Source organism: Sphingosinithalassobacter sp. LHW66-3 (genome assembly GCF_050703275.1).
Classification (GTDB): domain Bacteria; phylum Pseudomonadota; class Alphaproteobacteria; order Sphingomonadales; family Sphingomonadaceae; genus Sphingomonas.
Window position 1 is genome coordinate 915,682 of record NZ_CP193482.1, and the last position, 18,369, is coordinate 934,050.

Annotated in this window: 21 protein-coding genes; 14 read left to right on the plus strand and 7 right to left on the minus strand. The window is 67.0% G+C overall.

All coding sequences use genetic code 11. The features are described from left to right. Positions 1–248: 248 nt before the first annotated feature. From ACQ450_RS04180 to ACQ450_RS04200, 5 genes are all read left to right on the plus strand, one after another. The gene (locus tag ACQ450_RS04180) at positions 249–734 is read left to right on the plus strand and encodes a trypco2 family protein (protein WP_431470632.1); all 486 of its coding nucleotides are present in this window, start codon (positions 249–251) and stop codon (positions 732–734) included. 272 nt (positions 735–1,006) lie between these two features. Continuing rightward, a complete protein-coding gene (locus ACQ450_RS04185) occupies positions 1,007–1,981 on the plus strand; it encodes a helix-turn-helix domain-containing protein (protein WP_431470633.1) in 975 nt (324 codons plus the stop codon). Positions 1,982–2,088: 107 nt separating this feature from the next. Beyond that, entirely contained in the window at positions 2,089–2,316 is a 228-nt protein-coding gene (locus tag ACQ450_RS04190) for a hypothetical protein (RefSeq protein ID WP_431470634.1), read from the plus strand. A gap of 4 nt (positions 2,317–2,320) precedes the next feature. Continuing rightward, positions 2,321–2,845, plus strand: a complete 525-nt coding sequence (locus ACQ450_RS04195; protein ID WP_431470635.1) for a gamma carbonic anhydrase family protein — start codon at positions 2,321–2,323, stop codon at positions 2,843–2,845. 51 nt (positions 2,846–2,896) lie between these two features. Beyond that, positions 2,897–3,844 carry an NAD(P)H-dependent flavin oxidoreductase gene (locus tag ACQ450_RS04200; RefSeq protein WP_188055343.1) on the plus strand — a complete coding sequence of 316 codons (948 nt, stop codon included), beginning with the start codon at positions 2,897–2,899 and terminating at the stop codon, positions 3,842–3,844. 22 nt (positions 3,845–3,866) lie between these two features. Here the strand turns inward: ACQ450_RS04200 and ACQ450_RS04205 are convergent, their stop codons facing one another. Beyond that, positions 3,867–4,325, minus strand: coding sequence for a DUF1465 family protein (locus ACQ450_RS04205; RefSeq protein WP_188055344.1), 459 nt, complete (start codon positions 4,323–4,325; stop codon positions 3,867–3,869). Positions 4,326–4,399: 74 nt separating this feature from the next. After that, a complete protein-coding gene (locus ACQ450_RS04210; protein WP_188055347.1) occupies positions 4,400–4,597 on the minus strand; it encodes a YdcH family protein in 198 nt (65 codons plus the stop codon). A 153-nt stretch (positions 4,598–4,750) separates the two neighbouring features. Between ACQ450_RS04210 and ACQ450_RS04215 the strand changes: the two genes are divergently transcribed. Further along, the gene (locus ACQ450_RS04215) at positions 4,751–4,903 is read left to right on the plus strand and encodes a YdcH family protein (RefSeq protein ID WP_188055349.1); all 153 of its coding nucleotides are present in this window, start codon (positions 4,751–4,753) and stop codon (positions 4,901–4,903) included. 116 nt (positions 4,904–5,019) lie between these two features. Here ACQ450_RS04215 and ACQ450_RS04220 read toward each other — a convergent pair whose 3' ends face one another. The 4 genes from ACQ450_RS04220 to ACQ450_RS04235 all read right to left on the minus strand — a co-directional run bounded on the left by ACQ450_RS04220 (position 5,020) and on the right by ACQ450_RS04235 (position 7,968). Next, complete coding sequence (locus ACQ450_RS04220) at positions 5,020–5,445, minus strand: PilZ domain-containing protein (protein WP_431470636.1); 426 nt, start codon at positions 5,443–5,445, stop codon at positions 5,020–5,022. A 23-nt stretch (positions 5,446–5,468) separates the two neighbouring features. After that, positions 5,469–5,927, minus strand: coding sequence for an RNA polymerase-binding protein DksA (dksA, locus tag ACQ450_RS04225; protein ID WP_188055352.1), 459 nt, complete (start codon positions 5,925–5,927; stop codon positions 5,469–5,471). Between the two features lie 696 nt (positions 5,928–6,623). Beyond that, entirely contained in the window at positions 6,624–7,445 is an 822-nt protein-coding gene (locus tag ACQ450_RS04230; RefSeq protein WP_431470637.1) for a hypothetical protein, read from the minus strand. A gap of 82 nt (positions 7,446–7,527) precedes the next feature. Next, positions 7,528–7,968 (minus strand): host attachment family protein, encoded by a 441-nt coding sequence (locus ACQ450_RS04235; RefSeq protein WP_188055357.1) that lies wholly within the window; start codon positions 7,966–7,968, stop codon positions 7,528–7,530. 110 nt (positions 7,969–8,078) lie between these two features. Here ACQ450_RS04235 and serS point away from each other — a divergent pair, with 110 nt between their 5' ends. The 7 genes from serS to ACQ450_RS04270 all read left to right on the plus strand — a co-directional run bounded on the left by serS (position 8,079) and on the right by ACQ450_RS04270 (position 15,543). Continuing rightward, positions 8,079–9,359, plus strand: coding sequence for a serine--tRNA ligase (gene serS, locus ACQ450_RS04240; protein WP_431470638.1), 1,281 nt, complete (start codon positions 8,079–8,081; stop codon positions 9,357–9,359). Continuing rightward, positions 9,359–10,123 (plus strand): 5'/3'-nucleotidase SurE, encoded by a 765-nt coding sequence (gene surE, locus ACQ450_RS04245; RefSeq protein WP_431470639.1) that lies wholly within the window; start codon positions 9,359–9,361, stop codon positions 10,121–10,123. The genes serS and surE overlap by 1 nt, the downstream gene beginning before the upstream one ends. Positions 10,124–10,147: 24 nt before the next feature. Beyond that, a complete protein-coding gene (locus ACQ450_RS04250) occupies positions 10,148–11,200 on the plus strand; it encodes a peptidoglycan DD-metalloendopeptidase family protein (protein ID WP_431470640.1) in 1,053 nt (350 codons plus the stop codon). Then, positions 11,200–12,261 (plus strand): potassium channel family protein, encoded by a 1,062-nt coding sequence (locus ACQ450_RS04255; protein WP_431470641.1) that lies wholly within the window; start codon positions 11,200–11,202, stop codon positions 12,259–12,261. The genes ACQ450_RS04250 and ACQ450_RS04255 overlap by 1 nt, the downstream gene beginning before the upstream one ends. Positions 12,262–12,321: 60 nt before the next feature. Next, positions 12,322–13,656, plus strand: a complete 1,335-nt coding sequence (gene rimO, locus ACQ450_RS04260; RefSeq protein ID WP_431470642.1) for a 30S ribosomal protein S12 methylthiotransferase RimO — start codon at positions 12,322–12,324, stop codon at positions 13,654–13,656. 177 nt (positions 13,657–13,833) lie between these two features. Further along, positions 13,834–15,228: a leucyl aminopeptidase family protein gene (locus tag ACQ450_RS04265; protein ID WP_431470643.1), complete on the plus strand. Its 1,395-nt coding sequence runs from the start codon at positions 13,834–13,836 to the stop codon at positions 15,226–15,228. Positions 15,229–15,300: 72 nt separating this feature from the next. After that, the gene (locus tag ACQ450_RS04270; protein ID WP_188055372.1) at positions 15,301–15,543 is read left to right on the plus strand and encodes a hypothetical protein; all 243 of its coding nucleotides are present in this window, start codon (positions 15,301–15,303) and stop codon (positions 15,541–15,543) included. A 4-nt stretch (positions 15,544–15,547) separates the two neighbouring features. Here ACQ450_RS04270 and tpiA read toward each other — a convergent pair whose 3' ends face one another. Continuing rightward, positions 15,548–16,297 (minus strand): triose-phosphate isomerase, encoded by a 750-nt coding sequence (gene tpiA, locus ACQ450_RS04275; RefSeq protein WP_431470644.1) that lies wholly within the window; start codon positions 16,295–16,297, stop codon positions 15,548–15,550. A 120-nt stretch (positions 16,298–16,417) separates the two neighbouring features. Here tpiA and ACQ450_RS04280 point away from each other — a divergent pair, with 120 nt between their 5' ends. Further along, the gene (locus ACQ450_RS04280) at positions 16,418–18,367 is read left to right on the plus strand and encodes a SurA N-terminal domain-containing protein (RefSeq protein WP_431470645.1); all 1,950 of its coding nucleotides are present in this window, start codon (positions 16,418–16,420) and stop codon (positions 18,365–18,367) included. Positions 18,368–18,369: the final 2 nt, after the last annotated feature.

Genomic DNA, 18,369 nt, shown 5'->3' on the forward strand with positions numbered 1-18,369 from the left:
GTGCGATGTTCCGGAAGTCTGGAACGTCCCATTCAACGCGGCGAACCTCCCCAAGCAGATGGCAGTCAGCCGGGACATTCTGATGGTATTGATGATGGTATACCGCGCACAGCTTCGATGTAATCGTTCGCAACCCGCGCAGCAGAGCGTCGGATTCGCTGGGTGTGAAGCATTCCCTTCCGAGAAGATTGCACCTTCAAGGATGTACGCGAAAACGGTATGAATGGACCCCAGAACAGGGGGCTGTGATGGACGAAGCAGATCTAGAGAATGTTATCAATTCCATTAGAAAATCGCTTGTCGCCGTCAATCTGGAGCGTGAGAAGGATGCCGATCCTCGGATGTTCCTGGCAACCGAAGCCGAGATCGAACTGAAATTCACTGCCCAGAAAAGCACCGCTGCTACCGGCGGTTTGAAACTGGTGGTAATTCCGGGCCTGACCGCAGGTGGCTCCGCAAAGCGTAAGGTCAGCGAGGAGAGGGTTCACACCCTACGGCTGAAATTCGCGCCGATTATCGGGACGAGAGTGGAAAACGGGAAAACAACGTTCACCACGCTGCAGGATGGCCGGACGGTCGATGTGCAGCCTGATCCGAATGCCGTCACCATCCACGCTGATCCGGAGCAGTGGGGCGCAACAGGCATCGCGAACGAGGGCTCGACGAATATTGGCGGTTCGAGCCTGGACAGCGGCGGCGCGGGCGGGATGGCGAGCGACACCGGCCCCGAATAGCGCCTGAGATCTCCTCCCAAGCCATTCGGCGCCCGACGGAAGCCGCCGCGGCCCGCGCGGCGACGCCAGCGAGCGGCACGATCCGCGCATTCGCCGACACATCGGTTGAGGCAGGGGTAGCGCCGCCGCCAGCGATATTTTCACCTCCATCGGCGGGGAACCCGCCGCCCATCCCCCCGCCCCCCCTTCCCGTACCGACCCGCGCCGACGCGCCCGGCAGAAAAGGCGGAACGGCCCGGCGCGCGGCGAATTCTTCCAACAGGGAGAAAGGCATGCGCGGCGTTCTCGAACGGCTGCTGATCACGCTTGAGGTCCGCCTCGAGGCATTCGCGTTGCTCGACGTGCGGCGCGGACATCGGCTGCACGTCGATCCGGGAGACGCGGTGCTGCTGCACCATGTGCTTTCCGGCAGCGGCTGGCTGGAAGTGCCGGGCCACGCTCCCGTTCGGTGCGAGCCCGGAACCGTGATCTTCGCTCCGGCAGGTGCGGACCAGAGACTGCGCATCGACGAGGACGACGAGGGCGAGGAAATCACGGCGCTCGAAAACTGCGCGATGGTGAAAGACGGGCTGATTCGCTTCGACGCAGCGCCCGGCGGCGACCCCGATCTGCGGGTGGTAAGCGCATCCATGCTGGCGAGTGCCGACGGATCCTTCGGCCTGTTCGATGCACTGAAAGCACCTCTGACGGAAAGACACGAAGGAAACGAACGGGTGGCGGGCGCCTTCGCGCTGCTCCGGCGCGAAGCGGAGGCGCCAGGTCTCGGCACGCGCGCCTTCATCAGCTCGCTGATGCAGCTCTGCCTCCTTGCCCTGATCCGCCGCCACTTCGAGCAGTTGCCCCAGGATTCGCCGCTGATCGCCGCCTTCGGCGACCGGCGGCTCGCGCGCGCCCTTGCCGCCGTGCTCGACGCGCCGGCCGACGCGCACAGCGTGGCAAGCCTGGCCGCCACCGCCGGCATGAGCCGCTCCGCCTTCGCGCGCACGTTCCGAACCGATTTCGACCTCAGCCCGATGGAGTTCGTCGCCAAGGTCCGGCTGCAACATGCCGCCGAGCTGCTTCGCGGCACCGATCTTCCGGTGAAGTCGATCGCCACGTCGATCGGCTATGCCAGCCGCAGCCATTTCTCGCGCGCCTTCCGCGCAGCCTATGGCCGCGACCCGCGCAGCTTCCGCCGCCATGCGTCCCGCGCAACGGAGATTCCGCACCTCGATCCCGAAGCAGACGCAGACGCAGAAGAAGAATGAGGCAGGTGGCGCCGTGCTGCGGCAAACCGCTGCCTGGCGGCATTGAAGGATTAACCTTCCCGATGCTAGCAGCGGCCAGGGGATCGTACCGGGGTGGATTCGACGTCATGGCTGAGTTCTGGGTTTTCATCTACGCGCTTCTGAGCGGGTTCGTGCTGATGTCCTTGCAGCGCAACCAGCGGCAGCAGCGGCCTTCGCCGCATATGGTGACGCTGGCCGGTTGGGGTCTCTTCTCGCTTTCATCCACGTTGGCGATCCTGATGGGCACGCTTGCCTTCGCGCTGGCGATCGGCGTGCCGGTCCCGCTCGACGGCCTGGCGCCGGGCGTCGTCTAAGCCGATGCCGCTTTACGCCTTCGCCGGTCAGCAGCCGCAGATCGCCGACGATGCCTGGGTCGCGCCCAGCGCCGATCTGATCGGCGACGTCTGCCTTGCCGCCCTGGCGAGCGTTTGGTTCGGCGCCGTGATCCGGGGCGACAACACGCCGATCCTGATCGGCGCGCGCTCGAACATACAGGAAGGCGCCGCGCTCCACTCCGATCCCGGTGCGCCGCTCACCATCGGCGAGGACTGCACGGTTGGCCATCATGCGGTGCTGCACGGCTGCACCCTCGGGAATCGCGTGCTCGTCGGCATGGGAGCGATCGTGCTCAATCGAGCCGTGATCGGCGACGATTGCCTGATCGGCGCCGGCGCGTTGATCACCGAAGGCAAGGAATTTCCCGCGGGTCATCTGATCGTCGGATCGCCTGCGCGCGCGGTGAAACCCCTGCCCGAACAGACGAAGGCGATGCTCAAGGCCTCGGCCGCGCTCTACGCCGCCAAGCAGCGCGAATATGCGGAGGGGCTGACGCAGGTCGGTTGAGCCGCCGGCGACGGAACTGGACAGTCATTCCAGTTGCGCTATGAAACGCGCATGTCCTTGCCTCCGCTGTTCGACCGCCTGCGCCTGCCTGTAATCGGCTCGCCGCTGTTCATCATCTCGTGCCCCGAGCTGGTGATCGCCCAGTGCACCTCCGGCATCGTCGGCTCGTTTCCGGCGCTGAACGCGCGGCCGCAGAGCCAGCTCGACGAATGGCTGCATCAGATCACCGAGGCGCTCGCCGCGTGGGACCGCGACCATCCGGAAACGCCCGCCGCGCCCTTCGCGGTCAATCAGATCGTCCACCGCTCGAACGACCGGCTCGAACAGGATCTCGCCACCTGCGCCAAATGGAAGGTCCCGATCGTCATCACGTCGCTCGGCGCGCGGCCCGAACTGAACGACGCGGTTCACCAATGGGGCGGAATAACGCTGCACGACGTCATCGACGACCGTTTCGCGCACAAGGCGATCGAGAAGGGCGCCGACGGGCTGATCCTCGTCGCGGCCGGCGCGGGCGGTCATGCCGGCCGGCTGAGCCCCTTCGCGCTGGTTCAGGAAGTGCGCGAATGGTTCGACGGCCCCGTCGCGCTGTCGGGTTCGATCGCGACGGGCGCGTCGGTCCTCGCCGCCCAGGCGATGGGCGCCGATCTCGCCTATATCGGCTCTCCCTTCATCGCGACGCAGGAGGCCAATGCAGTCGATGCCTATAAGCAGGGCATCGTCGACGGGCGCGCATCGGACATCGTCTATTCGAACCTGTTCACCGGCGTGCACGGCAACTATCTGCGCGGCTCGATCGTCGCGGCGGGGCTCGATCCGGACAATCTGCCCGAAAGCGATCCCAGCGCAATGAACTTCGGCGGCTCCAAGGCGTGGCGCGACATCTGGGGATCGGGCCAGGGCATCGGCGCGGTGCATGCCGTCGAGCCGGCTGCGGACCGGATCGCCCGGCTCGGCGCGGAGTATCAGGCGGCACGCGCGCGACTCTGCGGCGGCTGAGCGGGCGACGCCCGCTGCGCGATCAGAATGCGTGCGTCAGCCGCTCGACCAGACTGCGTGCCGGGCTGTGGGAGGCCGCCGGCTCGTCCAGGGCATTGTCCAGGCGCGCCACGCGACGATAGAGGTCGATGCTGGCGACAATGATCGTCGCCGCCTGCCCCGGCATTGCCTGCAGCGTCGCGTCCTCCGTCTCGGGAGCGTTTCCGAGCCGTCGTGAAGGGAGCAGCGCCGCACTTTCGCTGATTTCCCCGGCGTCGACCGCGCGGTGCGTGAGCAGCCAGGCAATGACGTGCATCAGCCGAGTGGTCACCTTGAGCGATTCGCACGAGAATGTGACGCGCGTCAGCGGATCGAGCTCGAGCCGCGTGTCGCGGCCCGTGGCGTCGAAATAGGCGCGCGCTTCGTCGGCGAGCAGCATCGATTCGACATAGAGCGAGTCGATCAGCTTGCGGTGAATCCGTGATGCCCCCGGTTCGTGCATACCGCCGTGCTGCCACAGCCATTGTGGTGACGAAAAGGCAAATTTCCCCAGCCTGCGTCCCGATGCGGGAGCGGTCAGGCGATGATGTCGGGAATCAGCTGGTCTTCGAGCAGGGCAAGCTCGTCCCGCAGCTTGAGCTTGCGCTTCTTCAGGCGCGCGATCTGCAACTGGTCGGCCGATCCCGTCGCGCCTAGCGCATCGATCGCGGCGTCGAGATCGCGATGCTCGGTGCGGAGCAATTCGATGCGCTTCAGGATCTCGCTGTCGTCCATCCGCCCTTTCCTGCCCGATGACGCCGCACGCCTCAACGGACCATCGTGTTCAGACTAACGGCTTGTCGCTTGGATCGCGATGGGAGCGCGACAACCGCTTCGGAAGATGCTTTATTCGATCCCCCCATCCACCGAATCAGGAGGAACGCTTCCATGCAGAACGCGCATTTCTCGGCACTTGAGGCCAAGCATCAGGTCCTCGACGAGCGAATCGCCAACGAATCGCAGCGCCCGCTTCCTGACCAGTTGCTGATCGCCGAATTGAAGCGGAAGAAGCTGCGCGTCAAGGAGGAGATGGCTCGCTAGCGAAGCCATCCACAGCTTTCTGCTGTCCAAAACCGGGAGTGCGCCCTGCGCCCTCCCGAACGGGCGCGAGCAAGGCCGGTGCGGCGCGGGTCTTGCGCCGCGCGCCGCTGTCCCACCTACCGTCGGGTGATGATCGCCTTGGCATAATGCGGCGTGTGACCGCCCTTCCCGACCGGCTTGCGTGCAGCCATCGGATCGATCTCGCGATCGAATGCGACTCCGACGCGGCGTTCGGCGCACCAGGCGATCCGGCCCGTCACCATGCCGACTCCCCGCAGATCGACTTCGACCGGCGTGCCGACGGCGACCGGCTCGGCATATTCGGCCATCAGCCCGCCCGCGGATAGATTGCGGACGCGCACCTGAAGGCTCTCGCCCGTTCCCGCCACGCGAAACTGCGCGGTCAGCAACAGGCTGTCGCGTGCGCCGCTGCGCTGGCTTGCCGCCTCATCGGAGGAAGCGGCGCCGAGGGGGTTGTGGGAAAACTGGTCCATTCCGGTCTTCTCGAACGCGAAGTGCATGATCCGCGAATAAACCAGCAACGCTTTTCGAAAGCGTTAACCCGCTACTCTTCGCGTGAAACCTTTTCCTGCCGTTCGTGGCGCTCCTGCGCCTCCACCGTCATGGTGGCGATCGGCCGCGCCTCGAGCCGCGCGAGCGAAATCGGTTCGCCCGTCACTTCGCAATAGCCATATTCGCCGTCCTCGATCCGGCGCAGCGCCGCGTCGATCTTGGCGATCAGCTTGCGCTGACGATCGCGGGTGCGCAGTTCGATCGACCAGTCGGTCTCGCTCGAGGCGCGATCGGTAAGATCGGCCTCGCGCAGGGAATCGCTCTGCAGCTGCGAGAGCGTCCCGGCGGCCTCGCGATAGATCGCGTCCTTCCACGCGTTCAGCTTGTCACGGAAATAATCCAGCTGACGCGGATTCATGAACGGTTCGTCGGCGCTGGGCCGGTAACCGTCGTTGGCGACCGCCGGGGGCCGTTTCTCAGGGTCGTCGAGCCGATCCAAAACCGTTGCCATCCCCACTCTCCACACTGGATCCCCAGTGGCGCCGCCTCCGGAGACCGCCCTTTTCTGCCCGCTGCGCCTATACGGATGTGCGCGCCGCTTCACAAGCGCCGCTTGCGCTCGAGGGCCTCTATAGCGGGTGGAAATTGCCGTTCCCTGAACCGCGCTGGCGAGCCAGCCGAACCGCGCCGAGCGACCAGCGCGCTTCCGGAGTTAACTTTTGCCGCCGGACTGGGGACAGTATCGTACCGAAATCGTACGTTAACCATATGATGTCGGGCGCTGGGTGCAGAATTATTCAAAGTACGGCTTGAACAATGGTTAACCGCCTTGCGCTTAATAGTTTGTTTTGCACTTTAGACGCACTGAGTGGCGAGGAGCGGCTGTCCCTTCCGGCCAGCGCGCGCCAGCAACGAAAGAGTGGGACATCATGTCGGTTCGGATGGCCTTGGCGAAACTTTGCGCATGCACCTGCGGCGGGGCGATCGTGGGCGGCGGCGCCGTGCACGTGGCCGAGTCGGCACAGGTGCCGCAGGTCGAGCGCCAGCAGAGCGGCGACAAGCGTGTCGTTCGCCGGACCGCGCGGCGCGAAGCGATCAAGACCCGCCGCACGGTGCGCCGGACCGTGGAAACCCAGCAGAGCTGCCCAGCACCCACGGTCGTCACCGTCACGAGCCAGGGAACGCCAGTGCCACTTCCGCCGCCGGTCTATCCGAGCAGCGGATTCGGATCGAGCGGCGAGATTCCGATCGTTTCCAGCTCGTCGAGCGGCTCGAGCAGCACCTCGGGCGGCGTGATCGGGGGGACAAGCGGCGGCGGCTTCGGCGGCGGCTTCTTCGCCGGCGGCTTTTTCGGCGGTGGCGGCGGCGGAAGCGGCGGGATCGTAATTTCCTCCACCACCAGCACCAGCGGCTCGACCAGCTCGGGAACCACCAGCAGCGGCTCCAGCGGCATCAACATCGACATCGACGTGTCGAGCGGCGGTTCGTCGACCAGCACGTCGACGGGCGGCTCGTCCACATCGACCGGAGGCTCGTCGACCAGCACCTCGACGGGCGGTTCGTCCACCTCGACTTCCAGCGGCGGCTCGTCGGGAGATGTCTCGAGCTCCACCTCGAGCGGCGGCTCGTCGGGCGATGTCTCGAGCTCCACCTCAAGCGGTGGCTCGTCGGGCGATGTCTCGAGCTCGACTTCCACCTCGAGCGGGGGCTCGTCCGGCGACGTCTCCACCTCCACGTCCAGCTCCACGTCGAGCGGTATCTCCTCGTCCAACTCCAGCTCGACCAGCTCGTCCAACTCGAGTTCGACCAGCTCGTCCAACTCCTCCTCCACTTCGAGTTCGTCGAGCTCGAAGGGCGGCTGGCACGGATCGAGCGGGTGGAGTTCGAACGGCGGCTGGAGCACCAACGGCGGCCACCATCCGCCCGGATCGAGCGGCCCCGGCAGCTCGAACGGCGGGCCTTCGCCGGTGCCGGCTCCGCCGATGGTGATCCTGTTCGGCGCCGCAGCGGCCGCGCTTGTGGCGCGCAAGCGCTTCGGTCGGAAGCGCGACGACTCGAACTCCTGACACGCCTGCCCCGCCGGCCCGATCCGGCGGGCGGGGCATCGGCGGTCAGGCCTTCACCAGCGCCTCCTCGATCTCGGTCACGGTGTGGCCGGTCAGATCCTTGTCGATCTCGCCGATCAGCCGCTCGCTGACCTCCTTGTGATAATGTTTGCGCAATTCGCCGAGCGCCTTGGGCGGCGCGACGATGATCAGCTTCTCGAAATCATTGCGCAGCGCGCGCTTTTTCAGAAGGTCTGCGGTTTCCGCGGCGAAGCGATCCTCTTCCAGCTGGTGGAAGTCGGTTTCCTCATAGGCGCTGCGGCCGGCGCCCACGCTGGAAAAGGAACGTCCCGGCGCGTCGGTCGACTGTTCCATATCCGACGGATTGTCCTGTTCGCGCACGCGCTCGACCTGGAGGTTGGGGTATTCCGCGTCGCCCTCGTTGCGCAGGAACAGCATCTTGCGGCCGTCCGCCACGACGACGAACGCATTGTTGGGAAGCTGCATGGGCGATCTCCTTGTTGGTATCCGATGGGAGGACAACGCCCGGCGGGTCGCGCGGGTTTCGGTGCCGCGCGGCTTGCACGGGCGCGGCGGCGCAGCCATAGCCTGCGGCCATGCACGACATCCGCTTCATCCGCGAAAACCCCGAAGCATTCGACGCCGGGCTGGCACAACGTCGCCTGGAGCCGCTCGCCGCCGGGTTGATCGCGCAGGACGAGCGCCGCCGCGCGCTGATCACCGAGCTGCAGGCCGGTCAGGCGCGTCGCAACGACGCCTCCAAGGCGATCGGCGCCGCCAAGGCCAAGGGCGACGAAGCCGCCGCCCAGGCGCTGATGGCCGAGGTCGGCGCGCTCAAGGAGCGCCTGCCCGCGCTCGAAGCCGAAGAGAAGGCAATCTCCGAGGCGCTCGAGGCGCAGCTCGCCGCAATCCCCAACCTGCCGCTCGCCGACGTCCCCGAAGGCGCCGACGAGGACGACAACCTGCTCGTTCATGAACGCGGCACGCGCCCCGACTTCGGCTTCGCGCCGAAGGAACATGACGCGATCGGCCCGGCGCTGGGGCTGGACTTCGAAACCGGCGTGAAGCTCTCCGGCGCGCGCTTCACGCTGGTGCGCGGTTCCGCCGCGCGCCTCTATCGCGCGCTCGGCCAGTTCATGCTCGACACGCTGACGGAGCAGCACGGCTATGAGCAGATCGTGCCGCCGCTGCTGGTCCGCGACGAAGCGATGTACGGCACCGGCCAGCTTCCGAAGTTCGCCGAGGATTCGTTCCAGACGACGGACGGCCGCTGGCTGATCCCGACCGCCGAAGTGAGCCTCACCAACATCGTTCAGGGCGAAATCCTGTCGGCCGAGACACTGCCGCTGCGCTTCGCCGCCTTGACCCCCTGCTTCCGTTCGGAAGCGGGCGCAGCCGGGCGCGACACCCGCGGCTTCATTCGCCAACACCAGTTCGACAAGTGCGAGATGGTCTCGATCGTCACCCCCGAACGGTCGGAGGACGAACACGAACGCATGACCGGCTGCGCGGAGGATATACTGACGAAGCTCGGGCTTCCCTTCCGCCGCATGAAGCTGTGCACCGGCGACATGGGCTTCTCGGCCGCCCGCACCTACGATCTCGAGGTGTGGCTGCCCGGCCAGGGCCGATACCGCGAGATCTCGTCCTGCTCGACGTGCACCGACTTTCAGGCGCGCCGGATGAACGCCCGCTATCGGCCCGAGGGCGAAAGGGCGACTCGCTTCGTCCACACGCTCAACGGCTCGGGACTGGCGGTGGGGCGCACGTTGGTGGCGGTGTTGGAAAATTATCAGCAGGAAGACGGCTCGGTGACGGTTCCCGAAGCGCTGCGGCCGTATCTTGGCGGGTCGGAGCGGCTGGAGGCGCGGGGCTGATGCGCATTCTCGTAACCAACGACGACGGCTATCACGCTCCGGGCCTTGCGGTGCTGGAGGAGATCGCCGCCGCCTTCTCCGACGATGTCTGGGTGGTCGCTCCCGCCGAGGAACAGTCGGGCGCGGGCCATTCGCTCACGCTCACGCGCCCGCTGCGCATCCGCCGCTTCGCCGAAAAGCGCTTTGCCGTTTCGGGAACGCCGACCGATGCTGTGATGATGGCGCTCGCCAAGATCATGAAGGACTGTCAGCCCGACCTGATCCTGTCCGGCGTCAATCGCGGCGCCAATCTGGCCGAGGACGTGACGTATTCGGGTACCGTCTCGGCCGCGATGGAAGGCGCGCTCGCCGGAGTCCGCTCGGTCGCCTTCAGCCAGGTCTATGCCAGGGAAGGCATGGGCGACACCGTTCCCTTCGCGGCGGCACGGGCATGGGGCGAACGCGCGCTGCGGCCGCTGCTGGAAGCCGAATGGGCGCCGCGCACGCTGGTCAACATCAACTTCCCCGCCCTTCCCCCGGAATCGGTCAAGGGCATCCGCGTCGTCACCCAGGGGCTGCGCGACTATGGGCGGCTCCAGATCGTCACCAACCGCGATCCGCGCGGATATGAATATCACTGGTTCGCGCTTGGCCCGACAATCGAGACACCGGCCCACTCGACGGACCTCGAAGCGATTCACGACGGCTTCGTCGCCGTCACGCCGTTGCATCTTGACCTGACGCATCGCAATTCGCTCGATATGCTGGCAGGCGCCTATCGCTGAGAGGGCGCCAAGGGGGGACTGCCGATGCTGAATCTGCGCCCGATCGGGAAGTGGACGCTGCCGGCGGCTGCGGCGCTGGCGCTTGCCGGTTGCATCCCCGCGGGCGAGCCTCGGCGCGCCGCTGCCCCACCCCCTGCCCCGCAATCCTCGCAGATCGATTCGGATATCCGCCGGCTCCCGGCCGAGCCCAACGCCTGGGAAGCGCGAACCGTGACTGCCGATGCGGCAGTGGTGGGAAGCACGACCTACACCGTCCGCAGCGGCGACACGCTGCGCGGCATCGCCAACCGCACCGGTGCCGGATCTGAGGCGATCGCACGCGCAAATACTCTGAGCGCGCCCTTCACCATCTATCCGGGTCAGCGGCTCATCATCCCCGCGGGCCGCTACCATCGCGTCCGCGAGGGCGAGACAGGTATTGCGATCGCCCGCGCCTATGGCGTCGACTGGGGCCGCATGGTGACGCTCAACGAACTCGAGGAACCCTATATCTTGCGCGTCGGCCAGCGCCTGCTGATCCCCGACGACCGGCCCGAGACGCTTGCACAGCGCGCCGCCCGCTTCGAAATCGACATCGACGACATCGTTACCGGCGGCGAGCCCGCGCTCGCGCGCAACGAGGCGCCCGCGACACCCACCGCGTCCTCGGCCCGAGTGCTTCCCACGACCGCCGCCATCGCCGAACCGCCGCGGCTCACAGGCCAGTTCCAGTGGCCCGCGCAGGGCACGCTCCTGCGTCGCTTCGGCCCGGGGCCCTCGGGTGAGCGTAACGACGGGATCAAGATCGCGCTGCCGGTCAACACGCCCGTCGTCGCGGCGGCCGATGGCGTGGTCGCCTATGTCGGCAGCGACATTCCCCAGCTCGGCGGCATCGTGATCCTGCGGCATGGCGACGGCTGGACCACGGTGTACGGCCACGCCGGGCAGTTGCTCGTCCAGCGCGGACAATCGGTGGAGCGCGGCCAGACCATTGCGCTGTCGGGCGACACCGGCTTCGTCGATCAGCCGCAGCTGCACTTCGAAATGCGCCGCAGCCGGGCGCCGGTCGATCCGCTCGAACGGTTGCCGGAACGCTGATGGCACAGCGCCCCCCCGGCACGCTCCAGCGCAAGTCGCGACTGCCCGTGTGGCTGTCGATCGGCTGGCGGGTGGCCGGCGTGTTCGGCCTGCTTGCGCTCGCAGTGGGGGTGCACTGGTTCGATCGCGAGGGGCTGCGCGACAGCTATGACGGGCACGTCAGCTTCCTCGACATCATCTATTTCACGATGATCTCGATCACCACCACCGGCTATGGCGACATCGCGCCGGTGACGACACAGGCGCGCATGTTCGACGCGCTGGTCGTAACGCCGATCCGCATCTTCGCGGTGCTCTTCTTCGTGGGCACGACGTACAATTTCGTGATCCGCAGAACCTGGGACAAATGGCGCATGGCACGTATCCAGCGAAACCTGCACGACCACATCGTGATCGCCGGCTTCGGCAAGACCGGTTCGGAAGCGGTCGACGAGCTGGTCGCGCGCGGCACCGATCCGGCGAGCATCGTCGTGATCGACAGCGATGCGGCTTCGCTGGCGCTCGCGGAATCGTGCGGCTGCACCGTGATGCAGGGCGACGCGACTCGCGATTCGATCCTCGAGGATGCGAAGATCGGCCGGGCGCAGGCAGTGATCGTCTCGGCCGGCCGCGACGATACCTCGATCCTCATTACGCTCACCGCGCGCCACCTGGCGCCCGACGTGCCGATCAGCGTCACGGTGAAGGCGGAGGACAATGAAGTGCCCGCCCGCGCCGCGGGTGCCACCAACGTCATCAATCCAGTGAGCTTCGCGGGGCTTCTGCTCGCCAGCTCGTGCACCGGGCCGCACATCTCCGACTATATGATGGACCTTGCCTCGATCCACGGCCGGGTGTCGCTTTCGGAGCGGCGGGTTACGCTGAACGAGGTCGGCAAGCCGCTTTCGGCGATCACCACCGGCCTGGGCGTCCGCGTGTATCGCGACGGCAAGCCCTACAGCTTTGCCGAGCCCGAAGCGCAGGCGCTCGAGCAGGGCGACGTCCTGGTCGAGATTGTCCCAAGCGGCGCCGCCGAGGTCGCCCGCGAACAGATCGCCCGCGGCGCGCGCCGGGTCACCTGAGCGCGCGGGCGCATCCGCACCTAGCTTTTCCTTCAAAATTCCCTATGTCGCGCGCCAATCATGGCAACGCGACTCCCCGAACCGCCCAAGGTGGGCATGGTGTCGCTCGGCTGTCCCAAGAATCTGGTCGACAGCGAGCGTATCCTCACCAAGCTGCGCTCCGAAGGCTATGGCCTTTCGGCCGACTATGCCGGCGCCGATGTGGTGCTGGTAAACACCTGCGGCTTTCTCGACAGCGCGAAGGAAGAGAGCCTCGAGGCGATCGGCGAGGCAATCGCGGCGAACGGCCGCGTGATCGTCACCGGCTGCATGGGCGACGAGGCGGAAACGATCCGCACCCGCTTCCCCAACGTGCTCGCGATCAGCGGCGCGCATCAGTACGAACAGGTGGTTGAAGCGGTGCACGAGCACGCCCCGCCGATCCCCTCGCCCTTTGTCGATCTCGTCCCCGAAAGCGGGCTGAAACTCACGCCGCGCCATTACAGCTATCTGAAGATTTCGGAAGGCTGCAACCATCGCTGCGCCTTCTGCATCATCCCGTCGATCCGCGGCGATCTCGTCAGCCGCCGCCCCGACGCGATCCTGCGCGAGGCGGAAAAGCTGGTCGCGGCGGGGACGAAGGAACTGCTGGTCATCAGCCAGGACACTTCGGCCTATGGCGTCGACATCCGCAAGGAGCCACGGATGTGGAAGGGCGCCGAAGTCGTGCCCCACATGACCGATCTCGCGCGCGAGCTGGGCCGGATCGCGCCGTGGGTGCGGCTCCACTATGTCTATCCCTACCCGCACGTCGATCAGGTCATTCCGCTGATGGCCGAGGGGCTGGTGCTCCCCTATCTCGACATTCCGTTCCAGCACGCCAGCCGCAACGTGCTGCGCGCGATGCGCCGCCCGGCGAACGAGGCGAAAGTGCTCGAACGGCTGCGCGTGTGGCGCGACATCTGCCCGGACATCGCGATCCGATCGACCTTCGTCGTCGGCTTCCCCGGCGAAACCGAAGACGACTTCCAGTACCTGCTCGATTGGCTCGATGAAGCCCAGCTCGACCGCGTCGGCGCGTTCCGATTCGAGCCGGTGGAAGGTGCGAGCGCCAACGCGCTCCCCGATCCCGTTCCCGAGCAAGTGAAGGAAGAACGCTACGCGCGCGTGATGGAAAAGACCGCCGCGATCAGCGCCGCCAAACTCGCCGCGAAAGTCGGCCGCACGATCGAAGTGATCGTCGACGAAGTCGATCCCGAAGGCGGCGCCAACGCGCGCAGCCAGGCCGACGCGCCCGAGATCGACGGCCAGGTATTCCTCCGCGACGCAGCCAATCTGGCACAAGGCGACATCGTTCGCGTCGTCGTCGAGGATGCCGACGAACATGATCTCTACGGCGCACCCGTCCACGCCTGACGCCGGCGGCGGCAATTCCGACAGGGAATAGGCGATCACTTTTCGCCGACCGGCGTCTTCATGAAGTCGTGCCCGCCGGTCCAGACGCGACTCTCTGCTCGAGCGACTCCCGGGGAATTTCGCAGCGGCTGCACATGCAGGCTAGGCGGAGCGCCTTCCCGCCCCTAGATCACAGCCATGCCTGATCTTTCGAACCTGCTGCAGCCCGATCGCGGCCAGTCCGCCCGCACCATCCACCTCGTCGACGCCAAGGGTTTCGACGCCTGGCTCTCCGCCCAGCCGCCGCGCGCGCGCGCCGCCGCCGAGGCGCAGAAGCTGAATCCGACCGGCTATGCCAGCGCGATCCTGCCCGGCGACGGCGCCGAGGACTGGTCTGTGGTCACCGTGGTCGCCAACGTCGAGAAGCTCTCGCCCTGGTGCCTGGCGAAACTCGCCGAAACGCTGCCCGAAGGCAGCTACCGAGTCGAGGGCCGCGAGCCCGGCCCGGCGATGTACGGCTGGCTGACCGCGCAATATCGCTTCGACCGCTATCGCAAGTCGGACAAGGCGAGCGGCCCGCGCGTGCTGCTGACCGGCGAGCCGGCGAAGATCGACGAGACGGTTCGCCTCGCCGAAGTCACCTTCAAGGTCCGCGACTGGATCAATCTCGGCCCGAACGACCTTGGCCCCGCCGAGCTCGAGGCGGCTGCCGAGGAAATCGCGCAAGCTCATGGCGGTACGCTCACGGTGACCCGTGGCGACGAACTGGCACGCGGCTATCCGATGATCCACGCGGTCGGTAAGGCCGCCGGAAAGGGCCGCGACCCGCGCCTGATCGAGATCGAATGGGGCGATCCCTCCCATCCGCGCATCGCGATCATCGGCAAGGGCGTGGTGTTCGATTCGGGCGGGCTCGACATCAAGCCCGCCGCGGGCATGCGGCTGATGAAGAAGGATATGGGCGGCGCAGCCCATGCGCTCGGCCTCGCCGAGCTGGTGATGTCGCGCAAGCTTCCGGTGCGGCTCCACATGCTCGTTCCGGCGGTCGAGAATTCGGTGTCGGGCGAGAGCTTCCGTCCGGGCGACGTGCTCCAGACCCGCAAGGGCCTCACGGTCGAGAATTCGAATACCGATGCCGAGGGTCGGCTGATCCTGGGCGACGCGATCACCAAGGCGGCGGAGAAGGACCCCGAGCTGATGCTCGACTTCGCGACGCTCACCGGCGCCGCGCGCGTCGCGCTGGGCGCCGATCTCACCGGCCTGTTCGCCAACAGCGAGGGACTGGCCGAGGAGCTGCTCGCCGCCGCCGATGCCGAAGCCGATCCCGCCTGGCGCCTTCCCTTGTGGGATCCCTATGACGAAATGCTGAAATCGGACGTGGCCGACATGGTCAATGCGGCCGAGGGAACCCCGTTCGGCGGCGCGATCACTGCCGCGCTGTTCCTGCGCCGGTTCGTCCCCGAAGGCGTGCAATGGGCGCATCACGACATCTTCTGCTGGCGCCAGTCGCCGAAGCCGGGTCGGCCGAAAGGCGCCGACGCAGTCAGCCTGCGCGCCACCTGGAAGGTGCTGAAGGACCGGTACGGCGGCTGACGCCCCGGCATTCAGCGCCCGCTAAGCTCCACTGCATCACGTTCTTCCCCGCAAAAAAGGGAGGAACGTGCGATGCACTGGCTGTTTTCGTTCGGATTGAAGGCAGGCGCCGCCGCGATGGCGGTCGCGCTGATCGGTGTCGCCGTCTCGGGCCCGGGAGTCGCCCAGTCGATGCCGTCGCGCTTCGCTGCGGTGGGACTGGTCGCCGACGGAGTCATCCTGCTCGATCAGCAGCGCGGCGTGGTCTATCACTGCTCGACCAGCACCTCGAGCCGCCTCGTCCAGAACTGTCTCGCGACCAGTCGCGTGCCCTAAAGGCTCAGCGCGAGGACGCCGCCGCCGCTTCGAGGATCGGCACGAACTTTTCGGCAGTCAGGCTCGCGCCGCCGATCAGTCCGCCGTCGACATTTTCCACCGCCAGGATCGCCGCCGCGTTCGCGCCGTTCATCGATCCGCCGTAGAGGATGCGGACGCCGTCTGCCCGATCGCCAATCAGGTCGGTCAGCTTCCGGCGGATCGCCGCATGAATTGCCTCGATCTCTTCGGGTGTCGGCGTGCGGCCGGTGCCGATCGCCCAGCGCGGCTCATAGGCGAGCGTCAGCCAGCTGCCGTCGGCATCCTCAGGCAGCGACTCCTCGATCTGCGCCTGCACCACGCGCTCGGCACGGCCGGCGTCGCGCTCGAATTCGGTCTCGCCGACGCACAGGATCACGCCCAGCCCCTGCTTGTGCGCCGCCGCCGCCTTCGCCCAAATCGCATGGCCGGTCTCGTTCTGGTCGGCGCGGCGCTCCGAATGGCCGACGATCGCCAGCTTCGCGCCTGCCTCGACCAGCATCGCCGCCGAGACGCAGCCGGTATGCGCACCCTTCTCCGCCTCGTGGACGTCCTGCGCGCCGATCGGCATCGCGCCCGCCGCATCGGCCGCCGAGGCGATGAGCGTGAAGGGTACGCACAGCGCGGCGTCGATCTGGGGCAGCTTCGCGGCGGCTTCCGCAATCGCTCGCACCTCGCCGAGCTGCGCCCGCGTCCCGTTCATCTTCCAGTTGCCCGCTACGAACTTGCGGCGCATGCCGATCCTCCCTGTTTCGTGTCGCGTTGCCGATACCAGCCAAGGCGCGGCGCACAAGCTTGAAGGGTAACAGTCTCGGCCCTAAAGCGGTGCCGCACTTCCTCCAGCGAACGGCGTTTCATGCTCAGTTTCATTCGCAATCTCACCAAATCGCGCGTCGGTCTGATCGCCGTGTTCGTCCTGCTCGGCGTGATCGCGATCGCCTTCGCGGCGGGCGATATCACCGGCTCGCGCCCCGTCGGCGCGAGCAGCGGCGGGGAAGTGATCGCCCGGGTGGGCGATCGCGAGATCACCGAACAGGAACTGCGTGACCGCATCGACATCGCGATCGACAACATGCGCCGCCAGGGCCAGAGCTTCGACATGGAGACCTTCCTTGCCGGCGGCGGTCTCGATTATGCGCTCGAGCAGGTGATCGACAACGCCGTGCTCCAGGAGTTCGGCGAGCGCACCGGCATGCGCGTGAGCGACCGCATCGTCGACGGCATGATCGCGAGCAACCCGGCGTTTCAGGGCCCGACCGGCGGCTTCGACCAGCAGCTGTTCGAATCGGTGCTCAATCGCGAGCGCATCTCCGAGCGCGCGCTGCGGCAGGATCTGCGGAACGCCCGGTTCGGCGACTGGCTGACCGATCCCACCATCGGCGCGCGTCAGATTCCGGCCGGAATGGTGCTGCCCTATGCCTCGCTGCTGCTCGAGCGGCGCGAAGGCGCGATCGGCTTCATCCCGACGCTGGCGATGAACCCCGGCGAAACGCCCAACGACGAGGAACTGGCGCAATATTATCAGCGCAACAGGGCGCAGTACACTGTGCCCGAGCGTCGCGTCGTGCGCTACGCCACGGTCGGGGTGGAGGATCTCGAGGGGCGCGCCGCGCCCACCGACGCCGAGATAGCCCAGGCGTATCGCGGCGCGGGTGACCGTTTCGCCGCTCGCGAGACGCGCACGGTGCAGCAGGTCGTAGTCGGCGATCAGGCTGCGGCGCAGCGGCTCGCGGAAGCGGTTCGCGGCGGCCAGTCGCTCGCCGCGGCGGCCAGTGCGGCCGGTTTCGAACCGCGCACCTTCGAGGATGTCGAGCGCGCGGCGCTTGCGGGCGAGACTTCCGATGCCGTTGCACAGGCCGCCTTCTCGGCGAGCGAGGGCAGCGTCGCCGGTCCGGTCCAGTCGCCGCTCGGCTGGCATGTCCTGCGGGTCGATTCGGTCGATCAGATCCCCGCCCGCTCGCTCGCCCAGGCGCGCGACGAGCTGGTCGAGGAGCTTCGCGCGCGCAAGGTCGCGCAGCTGATGGCGGACATGCACGGCAGCATCGACGAAGGCATCGGCGAAGGCGGCACCTTCGACGAGCTGATCGCCGCCAACGACCTCGAGGCGCAGCGCACGCCGCCGCTGCTTCCCAGCGGGGTCAATCCCGACGCGCCCGATGCCGAGCCGAACGAGATGCTCCAGCCGATCCTGCGCGCCGCCTATCTCGCCGAAGTGGGCGACGAGCCGCAAATCGTGCCGATCTCGCCCGAGCAATTCGCACTCGTGTCGCTCGAGCGCGTCGTCCCACCGACGGCGCGGCCGCTCGACTCGATCCGCGAACGCGTCGTCCGCGATTACATGATCGGCAAGGCACAGCAGCGCGCCCGCGAAGTCGCCCGTGACGTGGTGCAGGCGGTCAATCGCGGCTCGACGCTGCAACAGGCGCTTGCCGCGGCCGGCGTGCGCGGCCTTCCCGCGCCGCAGCCGATCAACACGACTCGCGCCCAGCTCGCCACTGCCCAGGAACAGGTGCCGCCTCCGCTCCAGCTGATGTTCAGCATGAGCGAAGGACGCGCACGGCTTCTCGAAGCCGAGAACCGGCAGGGCTTCTACGTCGTCCATCTCGAAGAGATCGAGGAAGCGGATGCGAGCGGCAACGAAGAGCTTCTTCGGCAGACCCGCGCCGGTATCGGCGGCGTGATCGGCCAAGAGCTCGCGCAACAGTTCGTCGAAGCGCTGCGCGGCGAGCTTCGGGTCACGCGCGATGCGGAGGCGCTGCAGCGGCTGCGCGAGAGCCTCGCCTCGACCGGCACCGCCGGGCGCTGAGC

Excerpts from the sequence above, each read along its gene's own strand:
- ACQ450_RS04180 (WP_431470632.1), top strand. The coding sequence starts at position 249 with ATGGACGAAGCAGATCTAGAGAATGTTATCAATTCCATTAGAAAATCG.
- ACQ450_RS04185 (WP_431470633.1), top strand. The coding sequence starts at position 1,007 with ATGCGCGGCGTTCTCGAACGGCTGCTGATCACGCTTGAGGTCCGCCTC.
- ACQ450_RS04190 (WP_431470634.1), top strand. The coding sequence starts at position 2,089 with ATGGCTGAGTTCTGGGTTTTCATCTACGCGCTTCTGAGCGGGTTCGTG.
- ACQ450_RS04195 (WP_431470635.1), top strand. The coding sequence starts at position 2,321 with ATGCCGCTTTACGCCTTCGCCGGTCAGCAGCCGCAGATCGCCGACGAT.
- ACQ450_RS04200 (WP_188055343.1), top strand. The coding sequence starts at position 2,897 with ATGTCCTTGCCTCCGCTGTTCGACCGCCTGCGCCTGCCTGTAATCGGC.
- ACQ450_RS04205 (WP_188055344.1), bottom strand. The coding sequence starts at position 4,325 with ATGCACGAACCGGGGGCATCACGGATTCACCGCAAGCTGATCGACTCG.
- ACQ450_RS04210 (WP_188055347.1), bottom strand. The coding sequence starts at position 4,597 with ATGGACGACAGCGAGATCCTGAAGCGCATCGAATTGCTCCGCACCGAG.
- ACQ450_RS04215 (WP_188055349.1), top strand. The coding sequence starts at position 4,751 with ATGCAGAACGCGCATTTCTCGGCACTTGAGGCCAAGCATCAGGTCCTC.
- dksA (WP_188055352.1), bottom strand. The coding sequence starts at position 5,927 with ATGGCAACGGTTTTGGATCGGCTCGACGACCCTGAGAAACGGCCCCCG.
- ACQ450_RS04235 (WP_188055357.1), bottom strand. The coding sequence starts at position 7,968 with ATGCAGCTTCCCAACAATGCGTTCGTCGTCGTGGCGGACGGCCGCAAG.
- serS (WP_431470638.1), top strand. The coding sequence starts at position 8,079 with ATGCACGACATCCGCTTCATCCGCGAAAACCCCGAAGCATTCGACGCC.
- surE (WP_431470639.1), top strand. The coding sequence starts at position 9,359 with ATGCGCATTCTCGTAACCAACGACGACGGCTATCACGCTCCGGGCCTT.
- ACQ450_RS04250 (WP_431470640.1), top strand. The coding sequence starts at position 10,148 with ATGCTGAATCTGCGCCCGATCGGGAAGTGGACGCTGCCGGCGGCTGCG.
- ACQ450_RS04255 (WP_431470641.1), top strand. The coding sequence starts at position 11,200 with ATGGCACAGCGCCCCCCCGGCACGCTCCAGCGCAAGTCGCGACTGCCC.
- rimO (WP_431470642.1), top strand. The coding sequence starts at position 12,322 with ATGGCAACGCGACTCCCCGAACCGCCCAAGGTGGGCATGGTGTCGCTC.
- ACQ450_RS04265 (WP_431470643.1), top strand. The coding sequence starts at position 13,834 with ATGCCTGATCTTTCGAACCTGCTGCAGCCCGATCGCGGCCAGTCCGCC.
- ACQ450_RS04270 (WP_188055372.1), top strand. The coding sequence starts at position 15,301 with ATGCACTGGCTGTTTTCGTTCGGATTGAAGGCAGGCGCCGCCGCGATG.
- tpiA (WP_431470644.1), bottom strand. The coding sequence starts at position 16,297 with ATGCGCCGCAAGTTCGTAGCGGGCAACTGGAAGATGAACGGGACGCGG.
- ACQ450_RS04280 (WP_431470645.1), top strand. The coding sequence starts at position 16,418 with ATGCTCAGTTTCATTCGCAATCTCACCAAATCGCGCGTCGGTCTGATC.